The 25,457-nt window shown below is 61.8% G+C and carries 20 protein-coding genes; 17 read left to right on the top strand and 3 right to left on the bottom strand.

Features of this window, described 5'->3' with window-relative positions; all coding sequences use genetic code 11:
* Positions 1–23: 23 nt before the first annotated feature.
* Positions 24–674 (bottom strand): SDR family NAD(P)-dependent oxidoreductase, encoded by a 651-nt coding sequence (locus H7B90_RS06205; protein WP_185134978.1) that lies wholly within the window; start codon positions 672–674, stop codon positions 24–26.
* Between the two features lie 178 nt (positions 675–852).
* Here H7B90_RS06205 and H7B90_RS06200 point away from each other — a divergent pair, with 178 nt between their 5' ends.
* The 5 genes from H7B90_RS06200 to H7B90_RS32755 all read left to right on the top strand — a co-directional run bounded on the left by H7B90_RS06200 (position 853) and on the right by H7B90_RS32755 (position 8,173).
* Complete coding sequence (locus H7B90_RS06200; RefSeq protein WP_185134977.1) at positions 853–1,299, top strand: Lrp/AsnC family transcriptional regulator; 447 nt, start codon at positions 853–855, stop codon at positions 1,297–1,299.
* 111 nt (positions 1,300–1,410) lie between these two features.
* Positions 1,411–1,866 (top strand): SRPBCC domain-containing protein, encoded by a 456-nt coding sequence (locus H7B90_RS06195; RefSeq protein ID WP_185134976.1) that lies wholly within the window; start codon positions 1,411–1,413, stop codon positions 1,864–1,866.
* Between the two features lie 191 nt (positions 1,867–2,057).
* A complete protein-coding gene (locus H7B90_RS06190) occupies positions 2,058–5,396 on the top strand; it encodes an S-layer homology domain-containing protein (protein WP_185134975.1) in 3,339 nt (1,112 codons plus the stop codon).
* A 211-nt stretch (positions 5,397–5,607) separates the two neighbouring features.
* On the top strand, positions 5,608–6,708 hold the full coding sequence (locus tag H7B90_RS06185) for a response regulator transcription factor (RefSeq protein WP_185134974.1): 1,101 nt from the start codon (positions 5,608–5,610) through the stop codon (positions 6,706–6,708).
* Positions 6,617–8,173 (top strand): sensor histidine kinase, encoded by a 1,557-nt coding sequence (locus H7B90_RS32755; protein ID WP_512699108.1) that lies wholly within the window; start codon positions 6,617–6,619, stop codon positions 8,171–8,173. The genes H7B90_RS06185 and H7B90_RS32755 overlap by 92 nt, the downstream gene beginning before the upstream one ends.
* 104 nt (positions 8,174–8,277) lie before the next feature.
* Here H7B90_RS32755 and H7B90_RS06165 read toward each other — a convergent pair whose 3' ends face one another.
* Positions 8,278–9,264, bottom strand: coding sequence for a cache domain-containing protein (locus H7B90_RS06165; protein WP_185134973.1), 987 nt, complete (start codon positions 9,262–9,264; stop codon positions 8,278–8,280).
* 178 nt (positions 9,265–9,442) lie between these two features.
* On the opposite strand from H7B90_RS06165, the gene H7B90_RS06160 reads away from it, so the two are divergent.
* The 6 genes from H7B90_RS06160 to H7B90_RS06135 all read left to right on the top strand — a co-directional run bounded on the left by H7B90_RS06160 (position 9,443) and on the right by H7B90_RS06135 (position 18,540).
* Positions 9,443–10,909: an ABC transporter substrate-binding protein gene (locus H7B90_RS06160; RefSeq protein WP_185134972.1), complete on the top strand. Its 1,467-nt coding sequence runs from the start codon at positions 9,443–9,445 to the stop codon at positions 10,907–10,909.
* 6 nt (positions 10,910–10,915) lie between these two features.
* Positions 10,916–11,791, top strand: a complete 876-nt coding sequence (locus H7B90_RS06155; protein WP_185134971.1) for a carbohydrate ABC transporter permease — start codon at positions 10,916–10,918, stop codon at positions 11,789–11,791.
* 12 nt (positions 11,792–11,803) lie between these two features.
* Positions 11,804–12,685 (top strand): carbohydrate ABC transporter permease, encoded by an 882-nt coding sequence (locus H7B90_RS06150; protein ID WP_185134970.1) that lies wholly within the window; start codon positions 11,804–11,806, stop codon positions 12,683–12,685.
* Positions 12,686–12,733: 48 nt separating this feature from the next.
* A complete protein-coding gene (locus tag H7B90_RS06145) occupies positions 12,734–16,012 on the top strand; it encodes a glycosyl hydrolase (RefSeq protein ID WP_185134969.1) in 3,279 nt (1,092 codons plus the stop codon).
* A 455-nt stretch (positions 16,013–16,467) separates the two neighbouring features.
* Entirely contained in the window at positions 16,468–17,307 is an 840-nt protein-coding gene (locus H7B90_RS06140; protein WP_185134968.1) for an SDR family NAD(P)-dependent oxidoreductase, read from the top strand.
* 30 nt (positions 17,308–17,337) lie between these two features.
* Positions 17,338–18,540 carry an enolase C-terminal domain-like protein gene (locus tag H7B90_RS06135; protein WP_185134967.1) on the top strand — a complete coding sequence of 401 codons (1,203 nt, stop codon included), beginning with the start codon at positions 17,338–17,340 and terminating at the stop codon, positions 18,538–18,540.
* A 44-nt stretch (positions 18,541–18,584) separates the two neighbouring features.
* Here H7B90_RS06135 and H7B90_RS06130 read toward each other — a convergent pair whose 3' ends face one another.
* Positions 18,585–19,553 (bottom strand): DMT family transporter, encoded by a 969-nt coding sequence (locus tag H7B90_RS06130; RefSeq protein WP_185134966.1) that lies wholly within the window; start codon positions 19,551–19,553, stop codon positions 18,585–18,587.
* Between the two features lie 207 nt (positions 19,554–19,760).
* Between H7B90_RS06130 and H7B90_RS06125 the strand changes: the two genes are divergently transcribed.
* From H7B90_RS06125 to H7B90_RS33325, 6 genes are all read left to right on the top strand, one after another.
* Positions 19,761–20,312, top strand: coding sequence for a GNAT family N-acetyltransferase (locus tag H7B90_RS06125; protein ID WP_185134965.1), 552 nt, complete (start codon positions 19,761–19,763; stop codon positions 20,310–20,312).
* Between the two features lie 115 nt (positions 20,313–20,427).
* Positions 20,428–21,219 (top strand): TetR/AcrR family transcriptional regulator, encoded by a 792-nt coding sequence (locus H7B90_RS06120; protein ID WP_185134964.1) that lies wholly within the window; start codon positions 20,428–20,430, stop codon positions 21,217–21,219.
* 104 nt (positions 21,220–21,323) lie between these two features.
* Positions 21,324–22,319 carry an alpha/beta fold hydrolase gene (locus H7B90_RS06115; protein WP_185134963.1) on the top strand — a complete coding sequence of 332 codons (996 nt, stop codon included), beginning with the start codon at positions 21,324–21,326 and terminating at the stop codon, positions 22,317–22,319.
* An 84-nt stretch (positions 22,320–22,403) separates the two neighbouring features.
* The gene (locus tag H7B90_RS06110) at positions 22,404–22,808 is read left to right on the top strand and encodes an SRPBCC family protein (protein WP_185134962.1); all 405 of its coding nucleotides are present in this window, start codon (positions 22,404–22,406) and stop codon (positions 22,806–22,808) included.
* 158 nt (positions 22,809–22,966) lie between these two features.
* Positions 22,967–23,389: a VOC family protein gene (locus H7B90_RS06105; protein WP_311772689.1), complete on the top strand. Its 423-nt coding sequence runs from the start codon at positions 22,967–22,969 to the stop codon at positions 23,387–23,389.
* Between the two features lie 73 nt (positions 23,390–23,462).
* The gene (locus H7B90_RS33325) at positions 23,463–25,433 is read left to right on the top strand and encodes a stalk domain-containing protein (RefSeq protein ID WP_185134961.1); all 1,971 of its coding nucleotides are present in this window, start codon (positions 23,463–23,465) and stop codon (positions 25,431–25,433) included.
* The last annotated feature ends 24 nt before the right edge of the window (positions 25,434–25,457 follow it).

The raw sequence follows: 25,457 nt of genomic DNA, 5'->3' as shown, positions 1-25,457 counted from the left end.
CGGGGCGCTGGCCGAGTCTTTTTTTATTGATAAACGACCTCTCTGCGCGTCCGTTCGACATGCATGTCCCAATAGATTCGGGCAATCCGTTCCGGGTCGAAGCGGCCGTTCTTCTCTATGCTTCCGTCAATGGTCACGGTGCCGACATAGACGCCGTGGCTTGCCAATTCTTCTCCCAAGCTGTAGGCTAGACTGCGTAAAGCCGACTTGCCGATCGACAGGGAGGCCAATTGAGAGGACGGATTCAAGGCCAGTCCGCCTCCGGTGAACAAGATCGTTCCGCTTCGCCGTTCCATAAGCTCGGGGACAATCTCCAGCGCGCTGCGCAGAGCGCCGACCACGTTCACGTTGAGATCGTCCATCAGCTCCGTCGCCGTTAACGCGGACGCGGTGCCAAGCTTGATGACGGCCGCGTTGTATACGAGCACCTCCGGCTGTCCGCATTCGGCTTTGATCTTCCGGAATGCGGACTGGACGGATGCGGAATCGGAAGCGTCCGCGGGAATCGGATAGGCTTCGATGCCTTTGGCTGCAAGCGTGGCCGCCAGTTCTTCCAGAGCCCGTTGATTGCGGGACACGAGCGCGATCCGATAGCCCTCCGTTCCGAATTTATCGGCGATGGCTAAGCTTAATCCGGGTCCGGCTCCAACGATGACAGCTGTTTTTCTACTCATATCGTTCTCCTTCATTTGCCTCATGTACTTGAAGAGGCTGGCGCCAGCTCTCGACGGATTTAAGTATAACGGATCCCATCCGATTGCTGCATAAGGGGATCAAAGCGTTTAGGCTTGCGCGTTAAGCATTTCGAAGCTTTACCCGCAATCCGTTTATAATTTCAAGGAGATGGTTCGCTTGGATTCGGTAGACAGGAAGATTCTCATGTACCTTCAAGACGAAGGCCGAATGTCGCATACGGAATTAGGCAAGGCCATCGGCATGACGCAACCGGCGATTACGGAACGGGTCAGGAGGATGGAGGACAAGGGAATTATCAAGGAATACCGCGCGATGGTCTCGCGCGAGACCATCGGCAAGCAGACGATGGCTTATATTTGGTTCCGGGCGGCGAACTGCAAGCCGTTCTATGAATTTTGCCAATCCTGCCGGGAAGTTATCGAGTGCCACAGAGTCAGCGGAGAATACAATCATCTGTTGAAAGTGGTAACGGAATCGCTTCCCGAGCTGGAGGCTCTCGAGAACAAAATCGTGAGATTCGGCAAATTCGCCACCTCCATCGTCCTCTCTTCTCCGATCGAATTCCGGTCGATGATACCCGCCCTCGCGGGGGACGACTCCTAGCGTTCGCGGGTCGGTCGGAATCGGGAATGAAGATAGAGATAGGAATGTCTGTTCGATTGTGATAGATTAAAAGCTAGCAATGATCTGAATCGATCGAAGGAGCGCGAGCAGATGAATAGTCAAAGTTCGAACGGCAGCCGACTGTCCTACGAGACGCTTATTGACGCCGCGGCGGAACGGGTATGGGCCGCCATCGCCACTTCGGAAGGGACGAGGGCGACGCTGTTCGGGTGCCGCATCGAATCGACGTTCGAGCCTGGCGCCCGGGTCGAGTTCCGCGGACCGGGTCCCGACGGCGACGACACCTTGCACGTGTACGGCTACGTCAAGCATTACGAGCCTGATGCCAGGTTCGCGTACGAGCAGCATCCGGCCCCGGCCTACAGCGCGAATCACGAGTCCGTCTATTGCGACATGGACTACAGGCTGACGCCGGAAGGAGACTTCACCCGATTGACGTTGACCTGTTCCTGGTCGGAGGGCAACCCGGGCTACGAACACGCCAAGAAGGAATACCCCGCTTCGACTTACGTCGACGCGATCAAGCAGTTCGCGGAGGGCAATTGACGCAGAGCTCCGACGCACGCCGATTCATGGCGTGTTTTTTTTGTATAGATCAGAGCTGCAGGCCGGCGAACGGCCTCTCGGTCCGCTTTGTTCGATTAGCAAAATATGTCGAAAGGGGGATGGCGGCGCGAAGATCGTTCTTTTATACTAGAAAATGGTTATTCACCATTCGCTGGTTAGGAGGGGGAGCTATGAAAAAGACAGCGTTCGTCATCCTTATTCTGACGCTGATGATATCGGCGTTGCCGAACGCCGGCGCGGACCGGCGGGCCGAAGCGGCCGCGGTCGGCGGGCCGGACTGGTATACGGTAGGCTCGACGGCCGTCTCCGAGCAAGGAGGCTGGTCCAGCTCGCTGCAGGTCGAGGGCGGAATTCCGTACGTAGCCTATACGGATCTCGCGCACGGCAAGAGATTGACCGTCAGGACGTTCGACCGGGGCGATTGGAAGGATGTCGGTTCTCCCGGCTTCTCGGCGGGGGAAGCGGGCGACGTCTCGATGAAGTCCGACGGCGGAACGCTGTATGCGGCCTATCAGGACGGAGGCAACGGGAATCGCGCTTCCGTCATGAAGTACGACGGAACGGCTTGGGAATACGTAGGGGCGCCCGGGTTCAGCGCGGGGAATGCGCAGCAATTATCCTTGTACATAGACAACGGGACGTTATACGTGGCTTATCAGGACGGCGCGGCGGGGGCCAAGGCGACGGTGATGAGGTTCGACGGAACGGCTTGGATAAACGTAGGGAATCCGGGTTTTACCCCTAGAAGCGCCTATAACCTCTCGCTGGCCGTCGACAACGGCCAGCCCTATTTGGCCTTCCAGGATTATGACCAGAGCTTGAAGGCGTCCGTCATGACCTTCGACGGGAGCGATTGGGTATACGTGGGCGGCGCGGGATTGTCCGGCGGCAAGGTGGGGGACATCTCCTTCCTCTTCTATAAGGGAGCTCCCCATATCGCCTATATGGATTCTTCCGCAGGCTTGAATTGGAAGGCGACCGTCATGGCATTCGACGGTACGTCGTGGGCGCCCGTCGGAAGCCCGGGGTTCTCGGCCGGAGGCGCGCAATACATCAAATTGGCCGTATCGAACGGGGAATTGTACGCGGGGTATCAGGACGATGACGGCTCCGATCTCCGGGCGACGGTCATGAAGTACGACGGCGCTGGTTGGACGAACGTCGGCCGCTCCAAGTTCACTGCGGGAGATACGTTCTTTAATTCATTGTACGCGGACGATGGAACTCCCTTCATGGCTTATATGGACAAGGATAACGAATTTAAAGTTACGGTGATGTATTACGGGATGAACGAGCTTCCCGAAGCGAACTCCGTCGCGGTCGGAGGAGTGGCGCGGGTCGGACAGACGCTGACGGGTTCGTACGTCTATTCGGACGCGGAGTACGATCGGGAAGGCGCGAGCGCGTATCGTTGGTACGCGGCGGACGATGCGTCCGGGACGGGCAAGACCGCGATTGCGGGAGCGACGGGCCGGACGTTGACGCTTACGGCGGCGGAGGTCGGCAAATATATTACGTTCGCGGTGACTCCGGTCGCGTTGTCGGGCGAGAAGCTGGGCGCCGAGACGGAGAGCGCGCCGACCGTCTCGGTCGACGGCGGAACGCCTCCGCCGAACGCGGCGCCGACGGCCGGCGGAGTGAGCGTCGGCGGCACGGCGAAGGCCGGGGAGACGCTCACGGGCAACTACACTTACGCGGATGCGGAGGGCGACGCGGAAGGCGCGAGCGCGTACCGATGGTACGCGGCGGACGATGCGTCCGGAACGGGCAAGACCGCGATCGCGGGAGCGACGGGCCGGACGTTGACGCTTACGGCGGCGGAGGTCGGCAAGTATGTCTCGTTCGCGGTGACTCCGGTCGCCGCGACGGGAACGTCGCCGGGCGCGGCGGTCGAGAGCGCGCCGGTCGGACCGGTGGCGGCCGCGGGCGATCCCGTGGCCGTGCCGGCGGCTCCGGCCAACCTGAAGGCGAAGGCCGGCTCGCGGTTCGTGACGCTTCAGTGGGATGCCGCAACGGGCGCCGAGTCCTACAACTTGTATCAAGGCACGGCAACGGGAATCTACGACCCGGTTCCGGTCGCGACGGTGACGGCGACCGAGAGACGGGTAACCGGTCTCACGAACGGGACGACCTATTATTATATCGTCAAGGCGGCGAACGAAGCCGGAGAGAGCGCGGCTTCGAACGAAGCTTCGGCCCGGCCGACGGCTCCCGTCTCCTCCGCGCCCTCCGATCCGCCGGCCGAGAGTCCCGCCGTCGATACGGGCGTAGACATCTGGGTGAACGACGAATCGGTGCGCGCCGGTATCGGGACGAAGGACATCGTCGGCGGACAGTCCGTCGCGAAGATCGCGATCGACGAAGAGAAGCTTAAGAAGAAGCTGGCTGAGGTCGCCGATCGGGCGGTCGTTACGATACCGTTCAAGGAGAAGACGGATGTCGCCGTCGGCGAGCTAAGCGGCGCGCTGCTTCGGACCGTTCGGGAGCGGGGAACTACTCTCGTAATCAAGACGGGCCCGGCCTCCTATACGCTGCCTTCGGAGCGGCTCGCTCTCGATTCGCTGGCCGAGCGGTTAGGCGCGGCGGAGGATCTGTCCGGGTTGAAGGTGCAGTTCGTGATTGCCGTTCCGACGGAGGAACGGAGGCGGGAGATCGAGAGCGCGTTGAGCGCGGAGAGCCTCTCTTCCTTGGTGCCGCCCGTTACGTTCACGGTGCAGGGAATCTACGGGGAACGGAAGGAAGAGGTGTCCTCGTTCGACCGGTACGTCAAGCGAGCGATCGCCATTCCGCAGGGGACCGGAACCGTGACGACGGCCGTCGCCGTCGATCCGGACGGCCGCGTTCGATCCGTCCCCACCCAGCTGGAGACGGCCGACGGCCAGCCTTACGCGAGAATCCTTAGCATGACGAACGGAACGTACGCCCTCGTGAACCGCTCGCTGACGTTCTCCGACGTCGCCGAGGGTCATTGGGCGCGCGGCTCGGTGAACGATATGGCCTCGCGTCTCGTCGTCGAAGGGACGGGAGGCGGCTTGTTCGAGCCGAACCGGGAGATTACGCGCGCCGAATTCGCCGCCATGCTCGCGAGAGGGCTCGGGCTTCGGGCCGGCGGCGAAGCTTCGCCGTTCCCGGACGTGCCGGCTTCCTCCTGGTACGGCGACGCGATTCGAACGGCCGCGGCCTATAAGCTGGTCGATGGCTTCGAGGACGGCACGTTCGGGCCGCTCGCGAAGATCACTCGCGAGCAGGCGATGGCGATGGTCCGGAACGCCATGGACGTGACGGGACTGTCGTCCGGCATTCCGTCCGGCGCTTCCGAAGACGCGCTGTCGGCCTTCGCGGATGCCGGCGACGTATCCGCCTGGGCGCGGAACGCCGTGGCCGACAACCTGCGGACCGGCATCGCGAAGGGGCGGTACGGGAAGAAGCTGGCTCCGAAGGAGAACATCACGAGAGCGGAAGCGGCCGAGCTGATCGAGAACCTGCTTCGGCGATCGGAGCTCATCTGAGCAAGCGCGGCGATACGAGAACCGTCGGGAGCAACCCTGCTTCCCGACGGTTTTTCGGTTTTTCCTCTGATGGTGCTCACCTGTTGCATGGTACCTAACTGGAAATGCGGTTCGGCGGGCGGAAGTCCTTCGACGCCCTTCCCGGCGGCGGAGGATTTCGAGGCCGTTACCAGAATATAGTTAATAAGATCGGAAGGAGGAGATGAAGCCGATGAACGCCTCTGCGCGGGAGCGGATGACGGTTCTGGTCGTAGACGACGAATACTTGGTCCGGTACGGACTCCGAACGACGATCGATTGGGAGCGCCACGGGCTCGAGCTCGTCGGCGAAGCCGAAGACGGGGAGGCCGGGCTGGAGCTGGCCGTCAAGCACCGCCCCGATATTATCGTCACCGACATGAGCATGCCGTTCCTGGACGGGATCGGCCTCATGGAGCAGGTCCGCGCGCGCGGCATCGGCTCCAAGATCATCGTGCTCAGCGGATACGACGACTTCCAATACGCCAAAGGAGCGATTACGCACGGCGCTTCGGATTACATGCTGAAGCCGGTCGAGAACGACCACTTCATCTCGGTCGTGAACCGGCTCGCGGATTCGATCCGCCGGGAGCGCCTGTCCGAGAAGATCGTCCGCCAGAAGCTGATCGGCGATCTGGCCGCTCTTCTGCGGACGCTGCGCAACCGCAAGACGGCGGGCAACGTCAAGGTCGTCGACCAAGCGATCCGCTATATCCAGGCGCACTACGCGGAGGACCTCTCGGTCAAGCGGATCGCCGACCGATTGTACGTCAGCCCGTCCTACTTGATGCACGCGTTCAAGGAGAGCACGTCCGAGACCGTCAACGATTACATCACCTCGTGCCGCATCTTGAAGGCGAAGGAGCTGCTGCGGACCGGACGCTACCGAACGTACGAGGTATGCGAACTCGTGGGGATCCGGGACCCGCGCTTTTCAGCCAGCTGTTCAAGAAGCACACGGGCCTCACGCCCCGCGACTTCGTCAAGAGCTCGTTCTACGACTGAATGGGGGAGCGGCCTTGTTCAAGCTGGACGCGATGAAAGTCCGAACCCGGATCTTCTGGCTGCTTCTGATCTGCTTCTTCCTCTCCTCGATGTCGATCCTGCAAGCTTCGCGCATGGCGGTACAGAGAATTACCGAGAACTTCATGTACAACTACGTCACCATCAATCAGGAGAAAACGGAGTCGAGCCTCGAATTCCTGTTCAACCAGGCTCACATGCTGTCCGTCCGCTTGCTCAACTCGGGGGACATCTATCGGTTCTTCGAGGAATTCCAAGAGGACGAGGATGAGGCCGAGCTCGGAGAGCGGCTGTCCGGCGTTCTGGATACGATGCAGATCGACCGGCGAATCGTCGGCGAGATCGTCATCGCCGCCCGGGACGGACGCGCCTATACGTTCGACGGCCGGTCGGGCCTCGACGCTCCGGAGCGCTCCTACCTGCTCGAGATCGAACGCTCCCAGCTGCCCGTATGGGGCAAGATCAAGAAGGACTCCGCCGGGGAAGCTTATCTTCCGATCGGGAGGAAGTATCAGAACTTCAACACCGGGCAGAATCTCGGCTACCTGGTCGTCTACATCCGGGAGAGCGCGATCCAGGACGTGCTCAAGAACATGGTCATGCAGAACCGGGGCTTCTCGATGCTCGTCGCCGACGACGATTACGTGCTCTCCTACCCGGACGCGGAGAAGGTCGGCACGACGCTGTTCGACAAGCGCTGGCTCACGATGAAGCCGGGCGCCGGCTTCAAGAAGACGGACTTCGAAGGCAGCCCGTCCATCGTGGCGAGCTACAAGCTCGGCGGCAGCTTCCGCAACCTGGGGCTCGATTGGAAGGTCGTCAGCGTCGTCTCCGAGAAGAAGCTGCTCGAGAATACGAACCGGATCCAGCGGTATTCGCTGCTGCTGCAGCTCGTCGCGCTCGGGCTGGCCGTGCTGATCTCGCTGTACGCGTCCAGAGGCATCCTGGGACCGATCCGGCGGCTGAATAGGCGCATCGTGCAATTCGCCGGAACGACCGATTACGTCGCCCCCTATCGCAATCCGAGAGACGAGCTCCATCTGCTGGAGAGCAGCTTCAACGACATGGTCGTCCGCATCCGGGAGCTGATCGAGCGCAACAACGAGGAGAAGGACCGGCAGCGGGAGATGGAGCTGATCGCCCTTCAGGCGCAGATCAACCCGCACTTCCTGTACAACACGCTCGACGCGATCGGCTGGCTGGCCAAGATCCACAGCCAACGGGAGATCGAGCGGATGGTCGTCGCGCTCGCCCATTTCTATCGGCTCAGCCTTCACAAGGGAGACCAATACATCACGGTCGAGGAAGAGATCGGCATCGTCCGCAGCTACGTGGCCATCGAAGCGATGCGGTTCCCGGGGAAGTTCGAGGTCCGATACGAGATCGCGCCGGATATCCTCTCCCTGAAGCTGCTGAAGATTATCATTCAACCGCTCGTCGAGAACGCGATCAAGCACGGGGTGAGCCGCAAGCGGGGGAGCGGCACGATCGTCGTCCGGGGAGAACGGGAAGGGGACGCGCTGCTGTTCGAGGTCCGCGACGACGGAGCCGGCTTCGACGTAAGCGAGCTGGACGACGACGGCAAGCCGAAGCGCTACGGAGGCGGCGGGTACGGCGTACGGAACGTGGACGAGCGGATCCGGCTGGAATACGGCGCCGGATACGGCGTCGACATCCGAAGCGAGGTCGGCGTCGGCACGTCGTCCTTCGTCAAGGTCCGGGCGCTGGAGCCGTGACCATCCTGAGGCCCAGTCTATGCGATTTCTCGAATTCGCGAGTCCGAATATATAACTCCCCATACTCGGCAACGGAACGGCCGAACGGCCTGCCTTCCCGGCGGTTATCGGAACGACTTCATCCGTTCGTACAGCTGGCTCAGCGGCCGGACGATGCCCGCCCTCAGCCAGAACGCCAGCGCGAGAGCGAGGGCGCCGGACAGCAGCCCCAGCAGCAGCACCGTCCGGCCCAGAGGGGACAGATGGGCGTACGAGCTCTGAAGCGGAATGGCCGCGACGATCTTCGCGTTGGATTCGAGAATCGTCTCGTACAGGATGAGACGGGAGCCGTCCTCGGACGTGAAGCGCCCGCCGGCTCCGCCGTTCACCCGGCGGAGATCTTCCTCCGCGAACGGGCTCGCGTCGCTTCCGGCTGCGCTCGGAACGATATCGGCCCCGTCGCGGACGAGATACAGCCGGTTATCCGCGAAGAAGGGGTGGTCGGACGCGAAGAACCGGAACAGCTGGACCGCGTCGAGATCGACGACCATCGTGCCGGGAATCCCGGACTCCCCGCCTTGTCCCGTCTTGAGCAAGTAGCTGAACGTGCCGTTCTCGACGTACCGGTAATCGTAGTAGGAGCTGAGATCCCGGTAGCGGGATATCCAGGCCGACTGCCGCTTCCCGTCCTCCAGGAACCGGCGCACGGGCTTTTCCGCCATCATCTGCGCAAGAGACGGCAGGTTCGACATCCGGGACAGCGAATAGACCGTTCCGTCGGCCGCATACAAGGCGATGCCGCGAATGTCCGGATTCATGCCGGAGGCCAGAACGTCGAGAAGGCGCGGCACTTCCCCGTAAGCGTTCGGCCCCCGGGCGGCGACGGCCAGATTCGGGTTGTTCGCGATGACCTTGGCCGTCTCGCCGGTCGAATTCAAATATTGCTCCAGCAGCTCCCGGGAGCTCTGGAAGTAGTTCGAAGAGACGGAGACGAACTCGGAGAGGACCGTCCGCTTCGCCCAATGATACGAGAAGAGGCCCGCGGCCGTCGCGAACGCCGAGACGGAGACGAGCGTTATGAGCAAGATTCTTCGCGAGAACCGCTTGAACATCGGGAGATCCCGCCCTTCATGAGCCGCACCTATTGCCGATTCGATTATAGCAGGATGGGCAGCATTTTTTTAAACCATTTTGCAGAAATGCCGCATGTTCAACCCCTCATGTAAACGCTAACATGGAATTAGCAACGTTGCTGAATCAAGTTCCGTACAAGGGGAGGAAATGCCGTTCATGAGAAATGGGAAACTGCTTGCGCTCATTGCGGCGCTCGCGCTCGCCGTCACGGCGTGCTCGAGCGGGGGGAACAATGGCGAAGCCGGCGGTTCGCAGGAGCCGTCCGCAACTGCATCCGGATCTGCACCGCCCGCATCCGAGAGCTCGGCTCCGCCGAGTTCGTCGGAGACGAAGGAGTTCGTCTTCAATAACGGGGATTGGCCGAAGCCTCAAGACAAGCGGCTCGCGCAGTTCGAGCAATGGAAGGCCAAGTTCGAATCGGAGAACCCCGGCGTCACGATGAAGACGGAGAACTTCTCCTACGACACGAATACGTTCTTGCCGAAGGCGGAGAGCGGCCAGCTTCCGAACCTGTTCGGAACCTGGTTCACAGAACCGCAGAAGATCATCAACGCCGGCTACGCGGCAGACATCACCGAATATATGGCGAAGTACGGCTTCGAGCAGGCGCTGAACCCGGCGATGCTGGACCTCGTCAAGAAGGACGGCAAAATTTACGGCATTCCTTCGAACGGTTATTACATGGGGATCTGGTACAACGTCAACCTGTTCAAGCAGGCCGGCCTGCTCGACGAGAAGGGAATCCCCAAGTACCCCAGAACCTATGAGGAATTGGCGGAGACGGCGAAGATCATCAAAGACAAGACCGGCAAGGCCGGATTCTTCTTCCCGACCAAGAACAATCAGGGCGGCTGGGAGTTCATGAGCATCGCCTGGTCGTACGGGGCGGAATTCGAGAAGCTCGAGAACGGCAAGTGGAAGGCGGTGTTCAACAGCCCCGAGGCGGTCGAGGCGCTGCAGTATCTCAAGGATCTGAAGTGGAAGTACGACGTGCTCACCGACAACGTGCTCGTCGAAGTGAACGACATGTTCCGCATGTTCGGCACGGACCAGGTCGCGATGGCGTTCGGCGGCACGGACTGGATGAACACCCCGATCAACGATTACAAAATGAGCAAGGATAACCTGTCGGTGTCCGCCGTACCCGCAGGACCGAAGGGCCGGGTAGCCTTGTCCGGCGGCAACCTGTTCATGTTCTCGGCCAACAGCACGCCCGAGCAGATCGACGCCGGCTTCAAGTGGCTGAAGATCAAGGGAGTGTCGCCCGACGTGAACCCGGAATCGCTCAAGGGGCTCGAGGAGACGCTGGCCTCCGACCAGAAGCTGAACCGGATCGTCGGCCCGCACGGCATGCAGGCTTGGGTCAACAAGGAGCGCGTCGACGCCGAGAACGCGATCCGCGAGAAGTACAAGAACGTCGATCTCGCCCTGTGGGACGACTACATGAAGAACGAAGGCGTCACGATCCGTCCGGAAGAACCGGTCAACGCCCAAGAGCTGTATAAGACGCTCGACGCCGTCGTGCAGGCGGTTCTGACCGACAAGAACGCCGATCCGAAGGCTCTGCTCGACAAGGCGGCGGCCGACTTCCAGAGGGACTATCTGGACAAAGCAAAGGGTTGATCCGGCATGAAGAAGTGGCTCTATCGGGATTTGCCTTCCTGGCTTCTCATCGTTCCCAGTCTCTTGTTCTTCGTCGTGTTCCATTGGCAGCCGATCGTGTCCGGGTTCGTCCTGTCGTTCTTCGAGACCAAGGGGTATAACGCCGTCCGGTTCAACGGCCTCCAGAACTACATCGACGTCATCAGCAATTCCGTGTTCCAGCAGACGCTCGTCAATACGTTCATGTACGTGATCTGGTCGCTTATTATCGGGTTCCTCGTGCCGATCGTCGTCGCGATCATGATCAACGAGATGGCGAACCTGCAAGCCTTCTTCAAGTTCTCGGTCTACTTCCCGGGCATGGTCCCGGGAGTGGCCGCGGCGCTTCTGTGGACGTTCATGTTCGATCCGGGTCCCGGCGGGCTGCTGAACATGCTGCTCGCCAAGCTCGGACTTCCGATGTCGCAGTGGCTGCAGAACTCGCATCTGACGATTCCGCTGATCATCGTGACGATGACGTGGAGGTCGTTCGGAGGCACGGTCATTCTGTACCTGGCCAGCCTTCAGGGCGTCAACCACGAGCTGTACGAGGCCGCCGCCATCGACGGGGCGGGCATCCGCAAGCGCGTCCGCCACATCACGATTCCGCAGATCTCGCCTATTATCGGAATTCTTCTCATTTTGCAGATCATCGGGGTGTTCCAAGTGCTGTACGAGCCGCTGACGATGACGGAGGGCGGACCGAACAATTCCTCGATGTCGCTTATGCTGACCAGCTACCACTACGCGTTCCGCTACTTCGAAGCCGGAAGGTCGCTCGCGGTCGGGGTCATTACCTTCCTCATCCTGGCCGTGCTGACGGCGGTCTACTTCCGGATCGACAAGCGCGCGAACGCCGATTAGAAGGTGACCAACATGCGCTCCAGAGATTCGGCCGGCATTATCGGCAAGCTGGACTACAAGCGGCCGGGCGTCAAGGCGTTGTACGCGGTTCTGTTCGCCGTTCTCGTTCTCATCTCGCTCGTCTGCCTGCTTCCTCCGCTGTGGCTGCTGTCTTCGAGCGTCAAGGACATCAAGGAGTTTTTCGCTATCCCCCCGACCTTGATTCCGCATACGTTCGAATTCGGCAAGCTGGCGGATACGTGGAGGGAGCTGGACTTCACCCGGCTCTACCTCAACACGCTGCTTCTCACCGCCGGCACGGTCGTCTTCTCCATCCTGTTCAACGGCTTGCTCGGCTACTTCCTGGCCGTGCTGAAGCCTTCGGGCAGCCGGATCGTGTTCGTGCTGGTGCTGTGGACGATGCTGCTTCCGAACACGCTGGGCATGGTTCCGATTTTCAAGAACATTATCGACTTCCCGGTTCTCGGCATCAACCTGACCAACTCGTTCCTGCCGATGTGGATGATGGCCGGATCGAACGCGTTCTACGTGCTCATCTTCAAGGGGTTCTTCGAGGGAATCCCGCCGGCGCTCATCGACGCGGCGAAGATCGACGGCTGCACGAGGCTCGCGATCTTCTTCCGGATCGTCGTGCCGCTAAGCGTGCCGGTCATCATGGCCATCACGATCTTCACCGTGAACGCGGCTTGGGCCGACTTCTTCTGGCCTTATATGGTTCTGAAGGATAACAATATGTGGACGGTAATCGTGGCGATCTTCAACATGAAAACGACGGCGTCTCTCGACGTTCAGTTCATCGCTCTTGCGTACGCGATCATTCCGCCCGCCATTCTTTTTCTCTTCTTCCAGAAATACATCATGCAGGGGTTTACCTTTAGCGGCATCCGAGGTTGAACGGGCGTTCGGTGATCGAGTCTCCCATTCGAAAGGAGAGTCATCGATATGCTAACGTTTCCTAGACGGTTCAAGATGCTGCTTGCCTTCGCGTTATCGCTGGTCTTCGTCCTGCCTCCCGTCCCGGCGACCGGCCGGGCCCACGCGGAGACGGGACTGCGGCCGACGGCCATCGGAAGCTTCGAGGCGCCGGAGGGATGGAAGCTGTCCCTCGGCCCGGAGTTTCCCGGGGCGCAAGGCGAGTTCGTGCTCGACACGGAGGCCGCCCTCTCGGGCGAACAATCCGGCAAGCTGACCGGAGATTTCTCCGGCGGAGGCACCTATGTGGAGCTGCTTCGGCTGCTGCCCAAGTATGACGCGGCGGATTTATCCTTCTCGGTTCAGACGGCGGACGTCACCAGGGTGGGCTTGCGGCTCACGGACTCGACCGGCCAGGTTCACCAACAGAGAATCGCTCTTCAATCGACGACGGATTGGCAGTCCTTCACCATCACGAAGTTTAACGGAGGCGCGCAATACGCCCATTGGGGCGGCGCGAACGACGGCGTCTGGCATCCGCCCGCCAAGCAGATCAGCTTCGTGCTGGAACGCACCGCTATCGGAGGAGGGAAGAAGATCGGCACGGCGCGGTTCGACGACGTGACGATGTCCATTCCGACGCCGGAGCTGGAGCTCCAGCAGACGAAGCTCGGCAACGTGTTCATCGGCGACGAGCCGGCCTCGCTGAGGGTGTTGACGGCGGGGACTTCGGTGTCGGCCGTCGTGTTCGATTATTGGGGAATTCCGGCTGCGGAGCAGACCGCCGAGGCGGATGGCGACGGCTATGCGGAGCTGTCGTTCTCCGGGCTGGAATCGGGGTACTACACCGCGAACCTGACGGCCTTGGACGCGGACGGGGGCGCGATCGCGGAAGCGACGACCTCGCTCGCCGTGCTTCCTCCGTTCGATTCGGGCGCGGCGGCCGATTCCCCGTTCGGCATGGCGACCCACTTCGGGCAGACGTGGGGGCTGGAGCTCATGCCGTTGATTAAGGAAGCGGGCGTAGGCAGCATTCGGGACGAGTCGAATTGGAGCGCGGTCGAGAAGCCGAAGGGCGTCTATACGTTCCCCAGCAAAGTCGAAGCCTATATGGGCGAAGCGCAAGCGAACGATATCAAGCCCTTTATTATATTCGCCTACGGCAATTCGTATTACGATAACGGCAGCACCCCGCACAGCGACGACGGCCGGCAAGGGTTCGCGAATTACAGCCGCGAAGTCGTCCGGCATTTCGATCAGGTCGAATGGGCGGAGGTGTACAACGAATTCAACATCCAATTCGGCGACCAGGGCAACGGCCCCGCCGATTCGAGACCGGACTATTACTACAAGCTGTTGAAAAAAACGTACGAAACGGTCAAGGCGGAGAAGCCCGGCCTGACGGTCGTCGGAGGGGCTACGTCCGGCATACCGACGGGCTGGCTGGAGGAGCTGTTCCGGCTCGGCGGCTTGAACTATATGGATGCGGTGTCCGTCCATCCGTACCGGTATCCGGGCAATCCGGAGACGCTGGCGAAGGATCTGGCGGATCTGGAGGAGCTGATCAAGCGGTACAACAACGGGCAGCCCAAGCCGATCTGGATCACCGAGCTCGGCTGGCCGACGCAGCAGGACGGAAGAGGCGTGAGCGAGAGCGTCCAGGCGGAATATATCGTCCGCAGCCACGTCGTCTCTCTGGCGTCCGGCGTCGAGAAGGTGTACTGGTACGACTTCATGAACGACGGCACGTCGACGACGAACGGCGAGCATAACTTCGGCATCGTCCGCAACGCGGGAGACGATCTGGGCAAGAACGTTCCGAAGCCGGCTTACGTCTCCTACGCGACGATGACCCGCCAGCTCGCCGGCAAGTCGTTCGTCAAGGCGGAATCCATCTGCGAGGACGTCTACGGCTATTTGTTCGACGGCGAGGGTGACCCCGTTCGCGTGCTGTGGGCGACGGAGCCCAAGGAAGTCAGAGTCAAGACGAATTCTCCGATCGTCATCACCGACATGATGGGGCGGACCGACACGTACAGCCCGCTGAACGGGTACGTCTACCTCTCCTTGTCCGGATCTCCGGTCTATGTTCAAGGCAACGTCTCCCAGATCTCGGAGGGCGGCAAGTTCATCCTGACGGGCAAGACGTCCGCGCCGGGAACGCCGGTCCGGCTCGAGCTGACCGTCGATAACACGGAGCCGCCGCGCGGCCGGATCCAGGCGGAGCTGCAGGTGGAAGGCAGCGTCTATCCGATCGACGTCATGCCGCACGGCACGAAGAAGATCCCCTTCGAAGTCGAAGGCCGGGATACGCCGCAGACGAGAACCGTAACCGCTTACGTCGTTCGGGACGGCCAGAAGGTCGCGCGCCTGACGGCGGACGTAGCGGTCGCCGATCCGGTTCAAGCCAAGGTCAAGCACGTCCGGAACGGAGACCAGGACGCCCTGAGGGTAAGCGTGTCGAACGCGCTGGACGACGCGATCACGCTGACGGACATCCAGTGGCAGATCGGAGGTCAGTCGGATACCTTCGCGGCGAACGTCCAGATTCCGGGCGGCTCGGCGGACAGCGCGGACCTGCCCGTGCCGGAGCTGACGGCCGGCCAGACGTATCCGGTCTCCTTGACCTTGAACTTCGAAGGGTACTCGCAGATCGCTTACGAAGGGAAGCTCGCAGTCGTCGCGGAAGAGGACTTGAAGCCGTTCTCGCAGCATACGATTGAGGTGGACGGCAGCCTCGACGACTTGACCGGAGTTCCGTCCGTCGACCTGGCCGCGGAAGGCGAAGTGAAGATGAACGGCTACGGCGGCGCGGAAGATTTGAGCGGTCAGATCTGGGGCACTTGGGACAGCGAGAACCTGTACCTGTCCGTCAAGGTCCATGACGACGTTTTCTCGCAGACGTCGCGGGGCGAATCGATCTGGCAAGGCGACGGCATCCAATTCGGGGTCTCGCCCGGACTGCCCGGCGAGAGCGGAGAGTGGTACGAATACGGACTCGCGTTGACTCCGGAAGGGCCCGAGGTCTATCGCTGGATCGCGGCGCCGGGAATGACGATCGGGACCGTCGACAACGCTACTCTCGCGGTGACTCGCGACGAGGACGCCAAAGAGACGGTCTACGAACTGGCTCTTCCGTGGGAGGAGCTGGAGCCCGCTCTCGCGGAAGACGGCGTAATCGGCTTCTCGATCCTCGTGAACGACAACGACGGGCAGGGACGGAAGGGCTGGATCGAATGGGGAGCCGGCATCGGCACCGGCAAGAACAGCAGCCTGTTCAAGGCGATCAAGCTGGTCGGGCCGGAATGAGCGGCAGTCGCGGAACGAGCGGAACGAGCGTAACAACCGGGTTAGCGGAAGATTTGGAATAGCGGAAGATTCGGGATGAGCGAACAAATCGGGATAGGGAAACAGCCGGGATAGCGGAAGATCCCGATATCACTAACGAAGGGATATTTCGATTCGTACTTGTGTATGAAAAATCGTATAAAATCCATGCCTTAAGAAGGTGCACGGTTTGGTTTATATGAAAAACCATACAAATTCCACCTTATGGCGGCGCGTTGCTTAAATTTTGTGTGAAAAATCATACAGATTTCATCTGTTCGCGATTATTTCGACGATTTTATACGAAAAATCACACTCGTTAAACAGCCTGCACGGGTTGGAAGCGAGCGGACGGCTGCCTGATGGAGTGAACTCGACGGTCTACGGGACGCGCGCCTTGCGGGGCGCGCGTCATCGTTGGAAGGGAGCGGGCACGGATGAACGATGCGGCGAGCCCTGCGGGCGCGGGGCCGACGGCGGGGAGAACGGCGCTGGTGACGGGAGGAGCGGTCGGCATCGGCCGAGGCATCGCGCTCGCTCTCGCCGCGAGCGGTTACGACTTGGCGATCAGCTATTACGGGGAGGAAGAGCAGGCGGAAGAGGTTGCGAATATGGTTCGGAGCCGCTTCGGGCGGTCCTGCCATGCCATCCCGTGCGACCTGACGGAGGCGGCGTCCCCGGCCGCTCTCGTCGGCTTGGCCGTCCGGGAGCTCGGCCGGTTGGACGTCCTCGTCAACAACGCCGGGGTATCCCGGTTCGCGAGCGTCCGGAAGCTCGGCGTCTCGGATATCGATCCGCTCCTTCACCTGAATCTGCGGGCGCCGCTGCTGACGATGCAGGCGGCGTCCGCCCACATGATCGAGCGGGGGATACGGGGCAGCATCGTCAACATTACGTCGACGCGCGCCGAGAGGGCGTACCCCGGAGACGCGGTGTACGGGGCGACGAAGGCGGCCTTGGCCCGGGCGACGCAGTCGGCCGCGCTCGATCTGGCGCGGTACGGGATTCGGGTCAACTGCGTCGCTCCGGGCGCGACCGCTTCGCGGGAAGGCGAAGCCGCCCGGCGCTGGTACGACGCGCTGGGGCGGAAGATACCGCTGGGGCGGGCCGGAACCCCGGCCGATGTCGGAGACGCGGTCGTCTGGCTGGCGTCCGGGCAGGCGGGGTACGTGACGGGAACGACGATCCGCGTCGACGGCGGATTGATCGTCCCCGGCATGCCGGAGGACGTGCGGCCGGAAGCGGGATACGGCTGGGGGCTGCCGCCGGCGGATTGAGGGCTTGAGGACAACCGAGGGGGTGCGAAGATGGCGGAAGCGACGATTCGGGACGTGAAGACGATTCTGACGGCGCCCGAAGGGATCAATCTGGTCGTCGTCAAAGTCGAGACGACGGAGCCGGGGCTGTACGGTCTGGGCTGCGCGACGTTCACGCAGCGGTACTTGGCGGTGGCGAGCGCGATCGAGCATTACTTGAAGCCGTTCCTGATCGGCAAGGATCCTCGGCGAATCGAGGACATCTGGCAGACGGCGATGGTCAGCTCGTATTGGCGCAACGGTCCCGTTCTGAACAACGCGCTGTCGGGAATCGACATGGCGCTGTGGGATATCAAGGGGAAGCTGGCCGGCATGCCGGTCTACGAGCTGTTCGGGGGCAAGTGCCGGGAAGCGGCGGCCGTATACCGGCACGCGGACGGGCGGGACGAGCGGGAGGTCGAAGAGAACGTTCGCAAGTACATGGAGGAGGGCGTCCGCTACATCCGCTGCCAGTTGGGCGGGTACGGAGGACGCGGACAGACGATCCGCTCCCCGGAGGGCGCCCTCCCCGGCGCTTATTACGACCCGGACGCTTACGCGCGGAGCGTCCCCCGCCTGTTCGAGCATCTGCGAGCCTCTCTCGGCTTCGAGCCGGAGCTGCTGCACGACGTTCACGAGCGGGTGCAGACGATCGAAGCCGTCAGGCTGGCGAAGCGGCTTGAGCCTTACCGGCTCTACTTCCTCGAAGACCCGCTGGCGCCCGAACAGTTGGACGGGTTCGCGGCGATTCGAAGCCAGAGCGCGACCCCGATCGCGATGGGCGAGCTGTTCGTCCATCCGCGGGAGTGGACGCCGCTCGTCTCGCGCGGGCTGATCGACTTCATCCGCGCGCACGTCAGCGCGATCGGAGGGCTCACTCCCGCGCGCAAGCTGGCCGCGCTCGGCGAAGCGTTCGGGGTCCGGACGGCCTGGCACGGCCCCGGAGACGTCTCGCCGGTCGGGCATGCGGCCAACCTGCACTTGGACCTCAGCGCGCCGAACTTCGGCGTGCAGGAATGGTACGGCTTCTCCGACCGGATAAGGGAAGTGTTCCCCGGCTGTCCGGAGCTGAGGGACGGGTACGCCTACGCGAACGACAAGCCCGGCCTCGGCATCGACATCGACGAGTCGCTCGCGGCCAAGTATCCGTGCGTCAACCGGCTGCCCGACTGGACGCTCGCCCGGCTCCCCGACGGAACCGCCGCGCGGCCTTGACCGCGCTCGGCTCCGCCGAAGATCCTGTAAGTCGAATGCTCGACTTACAGCCGCTGCTCGGCCCGGCCGGAGACTTCGTAAGCCGAGGTTATCGGCTTGCGCTCGCGGCTGGGCTGCGAAGGAGCGGTCGTACGGCGCTTCGCCCGGTTCGTCCCGACGACGCCGGCTATGATCAGCGCGGAGCCGACCAGGTGGTACCACTCGACGGCTTCGTGCAGGAACAAGGCTCCCGAGGCGATGGAGACGACGGTGGACAGATGGGCGAACACGCTCATCCGCGAAGCTTCCATCTTGGAGAGGATATAGTTCGCCATGAGCGAGGTCGCGATCTGGATCGCCCCGAGCCCGGCGATAAGGGCGACGAATTCGCCGTTCGCGAGCGGAGCGGCGAGTTCGCCCAGCGAGCCGTCGAGCGCATGCCCCGCGACGGCTATCGCCGCGAAGGAGACGCCGGCGGCGCCGATCATGAAGAAGCTGATCTCCGCCGCGCCGAACCGCTTCGTCACTACCCGGGCGAGCACGTTGTAGCCGGCCAGCGCGAAGCAAGCGAGCAGCAGCAAGGCCATCCCGGCCGCATGCGCCCCGTCGAGGCCGCCGCTCATCGCGAAGATGAACGCGAGACCGCCGACGGAGACGAGAAGCGAAGCCCGCTGCAGAAGGGTCGTCTTCTCCTTCAGGAAGAGGGTGGCGAGCAGCAGCGTGGCGATCGGCGACAGGGCGCTGATCATGCCGCTCTCCGCCGAGGTGACGTTCCGCATACCGAACGCCTGCAGCGTGAAGTATCCGAGCGGGTAGAAGGAGGACAGCAGCAGCAGAGGCCAGAGCGGCTTGCCCTTGTAGCTCACGCGAATCCAGCGGAAGGCCGCCGGGACGATCAGAATCGCGAACGCGGCGGCGAATCGGTAAGCGAGCGTGTCGAGCGGGTCGGCGAAATCCAGCGTTTGCTTGATCAGCATGAAGGAGAGACCGATCACGGTCGCGTTAAGCACGGCCCAAATATAAGCCCATCTCATCGGGAATACCTCCAAGCGAGGGGCTCTTCGCCCCTCGTTTTTATATGTTACTTTTCGGTCACCTTTAATATAAGTGACTAAATGGTAACCTGTCAAGGGCTATCGACGGAAAACGGAGGGGATCCGATTGGACGAGCCGCAGGCTGTTATAATGAGAACAAGGGCATGACATACGAATCGAGGAATCCATGGAGGAGGGAATCCAGCGTGATAACAGGCGACAAAGTCGAGCTGCGGCCCGTATCGCTCGAGGATTGGAAAAGGGGATACGAATGGAGGAACGACGAGGAGACGGCCAAGCTGGAGGCGGGCGCTTACTTGTATCTAGCAAGCCATGTCTCGATGGAACAGCTCGAGGAGAGCTACCAGACGAAGGTTCTCAAGCAGGATAGAAGGGAACGAGGGCAATTCTCCATTTATACGCGCGGCGAACAGCCCGAGCATATCGGCTTTATCGAATACCGCGAGACGGAGCTCGTCTCGCGCCGCTGCACGCTCGGAATCGGGATCGGGAACAAAGCGTATTGGGGTCAAGGCTGGGGTTCGGACGCCCTGAAGGCGTTGATTCGCTACCTGTTCCGCACGATGAACCTCAGGCGGGTCCAACTCGAGACGTGGAGCGGGAACGCGCGAGCCGTTCGGGCTTACGAGAAGTGCGGGTTCGTCGTCGAAGGAAGGCTGCGGAACCATTCGTACGTGGACGGGCAGTATTATGACATGATCGTCTTGGGGCTGTTAAAAGAAGAGTTCAAGTTCTAGGCCGCCGATCCGAAGAGCCTCCGAGGTTTGACATCCTTTTCGAGTTGGAATATGATATGTGCATACTAATTGGTATTTGAATATAACATATTAAGACGGATTCGGGGAGTGACGGATGAGCGTTCGAGAGCGAGTGTTCGAAGCCGCGGAACGATTGGCCGGGTCGAAGCCCTTCGACCGGATCTCGTTCGCCGAGGTCGCCGAAGCGGCGGGCGTGCATTGGACCGCCGTTCGCCGGCATTTCGGAGGCAAGGAGGAGATGAGAGAGTGGTTCAGGGAGAGGCAGTCGCAGTCGGCCTTAACCGAAGAGCTGGCCGATACGAAGTCGCGCGTGCTGGAGGCGGCCGCCCGTCTTTTCGCGACCCAGGGTTACGCGAACAGCTCTCTCGACAAGGTCGCCGAGCACGCCGGACTGAGCAAGGGCGCGGTCTATTGGCACTTCTCCGGCAAGCAGGATCTGTTCCTGGAGATTCTCGAACGCAACTATCGGCTGCAGCTTCAGACGCTGCCCGGAGAGGCCGAGCGCATTCTGTCCGCGGAAGATCCGGCGGCCGCGCTGGCGGGATGGCTCGAAGCTCAGCTTCTCTGCCTGGAATCGGGGGAGGAAGGCTCGATGCTGTTCCTGGAATTCGTGACCTCCGCCCGCGAACCGGAAGTTCAAGACAGGCTGCGGCGGCTCCACGAGCTCCTGATGGGCCGGGTGTCGGAGTTGATCCGGGAGATGCAGCGGCAGGGGAGGCTGACGGATCAGGTCGACCCCGAAGGGGCGGCCATGATGTTCGACGCCTTGCTCAAGGGAGCGCTCGTTGAGTGGGTTCTGATCCCGGATTCCGATCGCTTGCGGGCATTCGTCCGCGCCGTGTCGAGAACGCTGTGGCACGGGCTGGCGGCAGCGGATCGCAAGTGAGGTCCCGCGGGAGGGCGGGATTCTCTTATGCCATTAACATACCGAGTAGTACGCTATAAGAATATTGAACAGTACATGGTTATAACGAAAAGGAGGACGCACGAATGATCGCGCTTGCGGCAATCGCTCTTGGAATGGTCGCTTTGTATGCGTATGGACGGTATCGAGTGAGCCGGGCGGAGAGAAGGTACCCTCCGACGGGAGAGTTCGTCGTCGCGGAAGGGCTTCGGCTGCATTACCGAAGCCGGGGGGAGGGAAGGCCGATCGTCTATCTTCACGGGGGAGTGCTGACGGGGGACGACTTCAAGGAGGCGATCGAGCTGGCGGCGGCCGAGGGATACCGCGGAATCGCGTTCGACCGTCCCGGCTACGGCTACAGCGAGAGACCCCGGAACGGGAAGGTAACGCCGAACGCCCAAGCCAGGCTGCTGCGCAAGGCATTGATCGAGCTGGGAGTCGACAAGCCGATTCTGGTCTGCCACTCCTGGAGCGGCGTGCTGGCGCTCGCTTACGCGCTGGAATACCCGGACGAGCTGTCGGGGATCGTCGGCTTGGGCGGCGGCTTCTATCCGGAAGGGTATCCGGCGGAGAAGGGGGATCCGGTCTCCTCCCTAATCACGACCCCCGTGATCGGGGCTCTCGCGCTGCATACGCTGCTGCCCGTGCTCGGACCTCCCTTGGCGGACTCGATTCTGAAGCAGACCTTCAAGCCGGAGAGCGTTCCCGAATCGTACCGCCTTGCGACCCGAGCCTTGTGGCTTCGGCCTTCCGCGTTCAAGGCGAACCGGGAGGACGTGCTGGCCTTCGTTCCCGCCGCGAGGGAGATGGCGGACAGATACCGGGAGATCCGGACGCCGCTCGTTCTGGCCGTCGGCGAGGACGATCCGTTCGAGACGAGGGAGCACAGCTTCCGGCTGCATCGGGAGGTCCCGGGCTCGGATCTGCTCGTGCTGCCCGGCGTCGGCCACATGATTCCCCAGCTTCACCCGGAAGCGGTCATGCTGGCGATCAAGCGGCTGGACGGACAGGCGGCGAACGCGAGCCGCGAGCTGCCGCCCGCCGTCATCAGGAGTATCGGGGCATCGGAGCCGAGCCGATGAAGTCTTCCCGCCCTTCGGAGTATTGAACGGAAGGAAGTCCTAATAGACTGGGATAGGACTTCATTCCGAAGGAGAGAAGAGAGCATGGCGGGACGCATTCAGTGGAAGATCGTAACGATGAAGATCGATCGCCGGTCCGAAGACGTGTACGAATACGTAATGAACCCGGAAAATTTCGCCGAGTGGGCGACTTCCTTCTGCCGTTCGGTTCGCAGGAGCGAGGATGGCGAATGGAGATTGGAGACGACGGAAGGGGAGATGACGCTCCGGTTCGCCGAGCGCAATCCTTACGGAATCATGGACCATTACGTGAGGAAGGGAACGGGCCCGGAGAGGCTTAATCCCGCGCGGGTCGTTCCCGACGGGACCGGGAGCAAGGTGATCTTCACCGTGTTCCTGGCGGAGGACGCGGCGGACCGGGAGTTCGCGATGGTCTTCCGGAACGTGGAGAGCGACTTGCGCACGTTGAAGAGCGTCCTGGAGACATGAGGGAAGCCGCGCCGGCCCGACCGGACGCGGCTTCCGCGCGCGATAGGCCTTCGCCGGGCAGGATCGCAATCCGGAAGAAACGGACGGGCCCGAATCCGGTTACAATGGCGGAAGCGGATGGGAGACGACCCACCCGATCGATACGGGAGGTGCCCGCATTGACGACGAAGGAGCTATGGATCAATCTGCCGGTAAGGAACGTCCGCCGTTCCATGGAGTTCTACGACAGCCTCGGATTCGCCTGCCACCCGTGCCCGAACGGAACCGAGGAGGCGGCGAGCCTTGTCGTCGGCGACTCGAAGGTTCTGGTGATGCTGTTCCCGGAGACGACGTTCCTGGCGTTCACGGGGCATGCCGTCGCCGACGCCCGCAGGGCGGCCGAAGTACTGCTCTCCATCGACGCCGGCAGCCGGGAAGAGGTGGACGAGCTCGTCCGGAAGGCGGCGGAAGCCGGCGGCTTCGTCTTCGGCGAGCCGCGCGAGCGGCAGGGCTGGATGTACGGTGCCGGATTCGCCGATCCGGACGGACACCGATGGACCGTGCTTCACATGGACGAGGCGCGGATACCGCTGACGGAATAGGAAGGATTTTCCCTCTATCTGTCGAATGAATAGGCTGAAGGAACTATATATCATGCAGAGAGAGGTCGTCCTTGTGAGAAAGGCGTTATCGTATCTATTGGCCGTCGGTCTGTTGACCGGCGCCGCGACGGTTCACGGAGGGACAGGCCATGCGGCCGCCGCAGAAGGCAAGCTTCAGATTCGGGATTTCGCGGGCGACAACGAGTACGTGATGAGCGACGGATCGATGTGGACGATGGTCGACGGTTATCGGCTCGTCCATACCCCGGGCCATGTCGCTCAGGTCTCGCTCGAGAGCGAAGTCGAATTCGACGGAACGGGGGTTACCCAGGACGGCAAGCGGATCGAATGGAACATCGCCCAAGCTCCCCATACGGTGAACGCCGCCGATTCGGGATTCAAGCAGGCGGCCGGCCCATATTGGCTGAAGACGGACGGGTCCGTCTGGACAAGGGAGGGGCGAGTCGACAGCCTTGACGATGTCGCGTTCATCGGCTACGGCAAGCGTAAGCTGGGCGCGTTGACCCGGGGCGGGGACATTCTGATCGAGAATCCCAACGAGTACGGGGCGTTCAAGAAAATGGGCACGGCTCCGAACGCCGAAGCGGTGCGGGCGATCGCGGTCTTCGACGAGAAGGTCGCCTTGCGGTACGACGGAGGCGAAGTCGTCGTCTACGAGCTTAGCAACTTCGACGACGACGGCCGAATCCTTCCGGTGACCGTGGCCCGGGACGCGGTCCATATCGCCTATGCCCCCGGCGATCCGACGGATATTCTGCTCGTCGCGCGGCAAGACGGCACGGTGTGGAGAACGGGGGATTACCAGGATCGCTGGCGGCTGACCGAACAAGCCGCGGGTCTTAGCGGAATCGTCAAGACGGTGCCGATGCCGGATTCGGAGCGATTCTACGCCATGCGGTCTGACGGAAGCTGGGTGAGGTACGACAAGGGGACCGTCAGCGATATCGAGGCTCCGAGCGTGAGCCGCCTGGACGTAACGGTCTCGAACGCGAAGCCGTACGTAGGAGACGTGCTGACCGTCGATATTCTGAAGACGTATACGAACGGCGCGAAGCTCAAAGCGCCGGCCGCCGAAGCGAGCATCCGGATCGAGAAGCCGCATCTGCTTCGGCTTCAGAAGGACGGAACGCTGAAGGCGGCCGGCGTCGGCGAGACGGACGTCACGGTCGTCTCGGGCGGAGCCTCGAAGACGGTTCGAATCTCCGCGAGCCTGCGCAACAACCTGAAGGACGCGAAGCAGACGAACGGAGTCGTCTACGTTCCGGCTCAATCCGTTCTGCGAGCTCTGGGAGGAACCGTCTCCGTCTCGGGCTCGAGCCTCGAAGCGAAGGTGGGCGACACGGCTCTGTCGCTGAAGGCGGGAGACGCGAACGCCAAGCTGAACGGCCGATCGATCCGGGTCAAGAACGCTCCGCTGGCGGATAAGGCCGGCATGCTGATTCCCGCTTCGCTGCTGACCGAAGCGTTCGGGGCCAAGGTGCAGTGGGACGGCAAGTGGAAGCAGGCGGTCGTCCAGTTCGGCGCCGCCAAGATGACGATCGTCTCGGCCGAGACCGCCGGACTCGTCAAGAAGGCGGCTCAGGGCAGCCTGGCCAAGTTCATCGGCAGGTCCTACTGGGTTAACTCCTTCCAAGAGTGGGAACGCTTCTCGAAGGTGACGATAACGGACGTCGTGCCGGACGATACGGGCAGCTTCGTGTTCGTATTCAAGACGGGGGCGGGGCGTACGCTCAAGAGCTATCCGATGAATTCGTCCTTCGCTTCGGCATTGTTGACGGACGGCGAATACTTCTTGAACTACGATCCGTACAAGAAATACAAGTGGCCGGAATCCGTCTGGAAGCAGATCAAGGCCGGGCAGGTCTCCCGCGGCATGACGAAGGAGCAGGTTCAATTCGCCTGGGGCTCGCCGTCGGGGAAGAGCGTCACGTCCGCGAACGGCAAGACGATCGAGACGTGGGTCTACGGCAACTTAGATACGGTCGCCTTCGTGAACGGCAAGGCGACGTTCGTCATGACGTAACGCGACGCGGGACCTATAACGCCG

This window comes from Cohnella xylanilytica, assembly GCF_014212175.1.
Lineage (GTDB): Bacteria > Bacillota > Bacilli > Paenibacillales > Paenibacillaceae > Cohnella > Cohnella xylanilytica.
This window is presented reverse-complemented; position numbering and strand designations above follow the sequence as displayed.

What these genes read in the sequence shown, in the direction of transcription:
- H7B90_RS06205 (WP_185134978.1), bottom strand. Translation starts at nt 674, where the DNA reads ATGAGTAGAAAAACAGCTGTCATCGTTGGAGCCGGACCCGGATTAAGC.
- H7B90_RS06195 (WP_185134976.1), top strand. Translation starts at nt 1,411, where the DNA reads ATGAATAGTCAAAGTTCGAACGGCAGCCGACTGTCCTACGAGACGCTT.
- H7B90_RS06190 (WP_185134975.1), top strand. Translation starts at nt 2,058, where the DNA reads ATGAAAAAGACAGCGTTCGTCATCCTTATTCTGACGCTGATGATATCG.
- H7B90_RS06185 (WP_185134974.1), top strand. Translation starts at nt 5,608, where the DNA reads ATGAACGCCTCTGCGCGGGAGCGGATGACGGTTCTGGTCGTAGACGAC.
- H7B90_RS06165 (WP_185134973.1), bottom strand. Translation starts at nt 9,264, where the DNA reads ATGTTCAAGCGGTTCTCGCGAAGAATCTTGCTCATAACGCTCGTCTCC.
- H7B90_RS06160 (WP_185134972.1), top strand. Translation starts at nt 9,443, where the DNA reads ATGAGAAATGGGAAACTGCTTGCGCTCATTGCGGCGCTCGCGCTCGCC.
- H7B90_RS06155 (WP_185134971.1), top strand. Translation starts at nt 10,916, where the DNA reads ATGAAGAAGTGGCTCTATCGGGATTTGCCTTCCTGGCTTCTCATCGTT.
- H7B90_RS06150 (WP_185134970.1), top strand. Translation starts at nt 11,804, where the DNA reads ATGCGCTCCAGAGATTCGGCCGGCATTATCGGCAAGCTGGACTACAAG.
- H7B90_RS06145 (WP_185134969.1), top strand. Translation starts at nt 12,734, where the DNA reads ATGCTAACGTTTCCTAGACGGTTCAAGATGCTGCTTGCCTTCGCGTTA.
- H7B90_RS06140 (WP_185134968.1), top strand. Translation starts at nt 16,468, where the DNA reads ATGAACGATGCGGCGAGCCCTGCGGGCGCGGGGCCGACGGCGGGGAGA.
- H7B90_RS06135 (WP_185134967.1), top strand. Translation starts at nt 17,338, where the DNA reads ATGGCGGAAGCGACGATTCGGGACGTGAAGACGATTCTGACGGCGCCC.
- H7B90_RS06130 (WP_185134966.1), bottom strand. Translation starts at nt 19,553, where the DNA reads ATGAGATGGGCTTATATTTGGGCCGTGCTTAACGCGACCGTGATCGGT.
- H7B90_RS06120 (WP_185134964.1), top strand. Translation starts at nt 20,428, where the DNA reads ATGAGCGTTCGAGAGCGAGTGTTCGAAGCCGCGGAACGATTGGCCGGG.
- H7B90_RS06115 (WP_185134963.1), top strand. Translation starts at nt 21,324, where the DNA reads ATGATCGCGCTTGCGGCAATCGCTCTTGGAATGGTCGCTTTGTATGCG.
- H7B90_RS06110 (WP_185134962.1), top strand. Translation starts at nt 22,404, where the DNA reads ATGGCGGGACGCATTCAGTGGAAGATCGTAACGATGAAGATCGATCGC.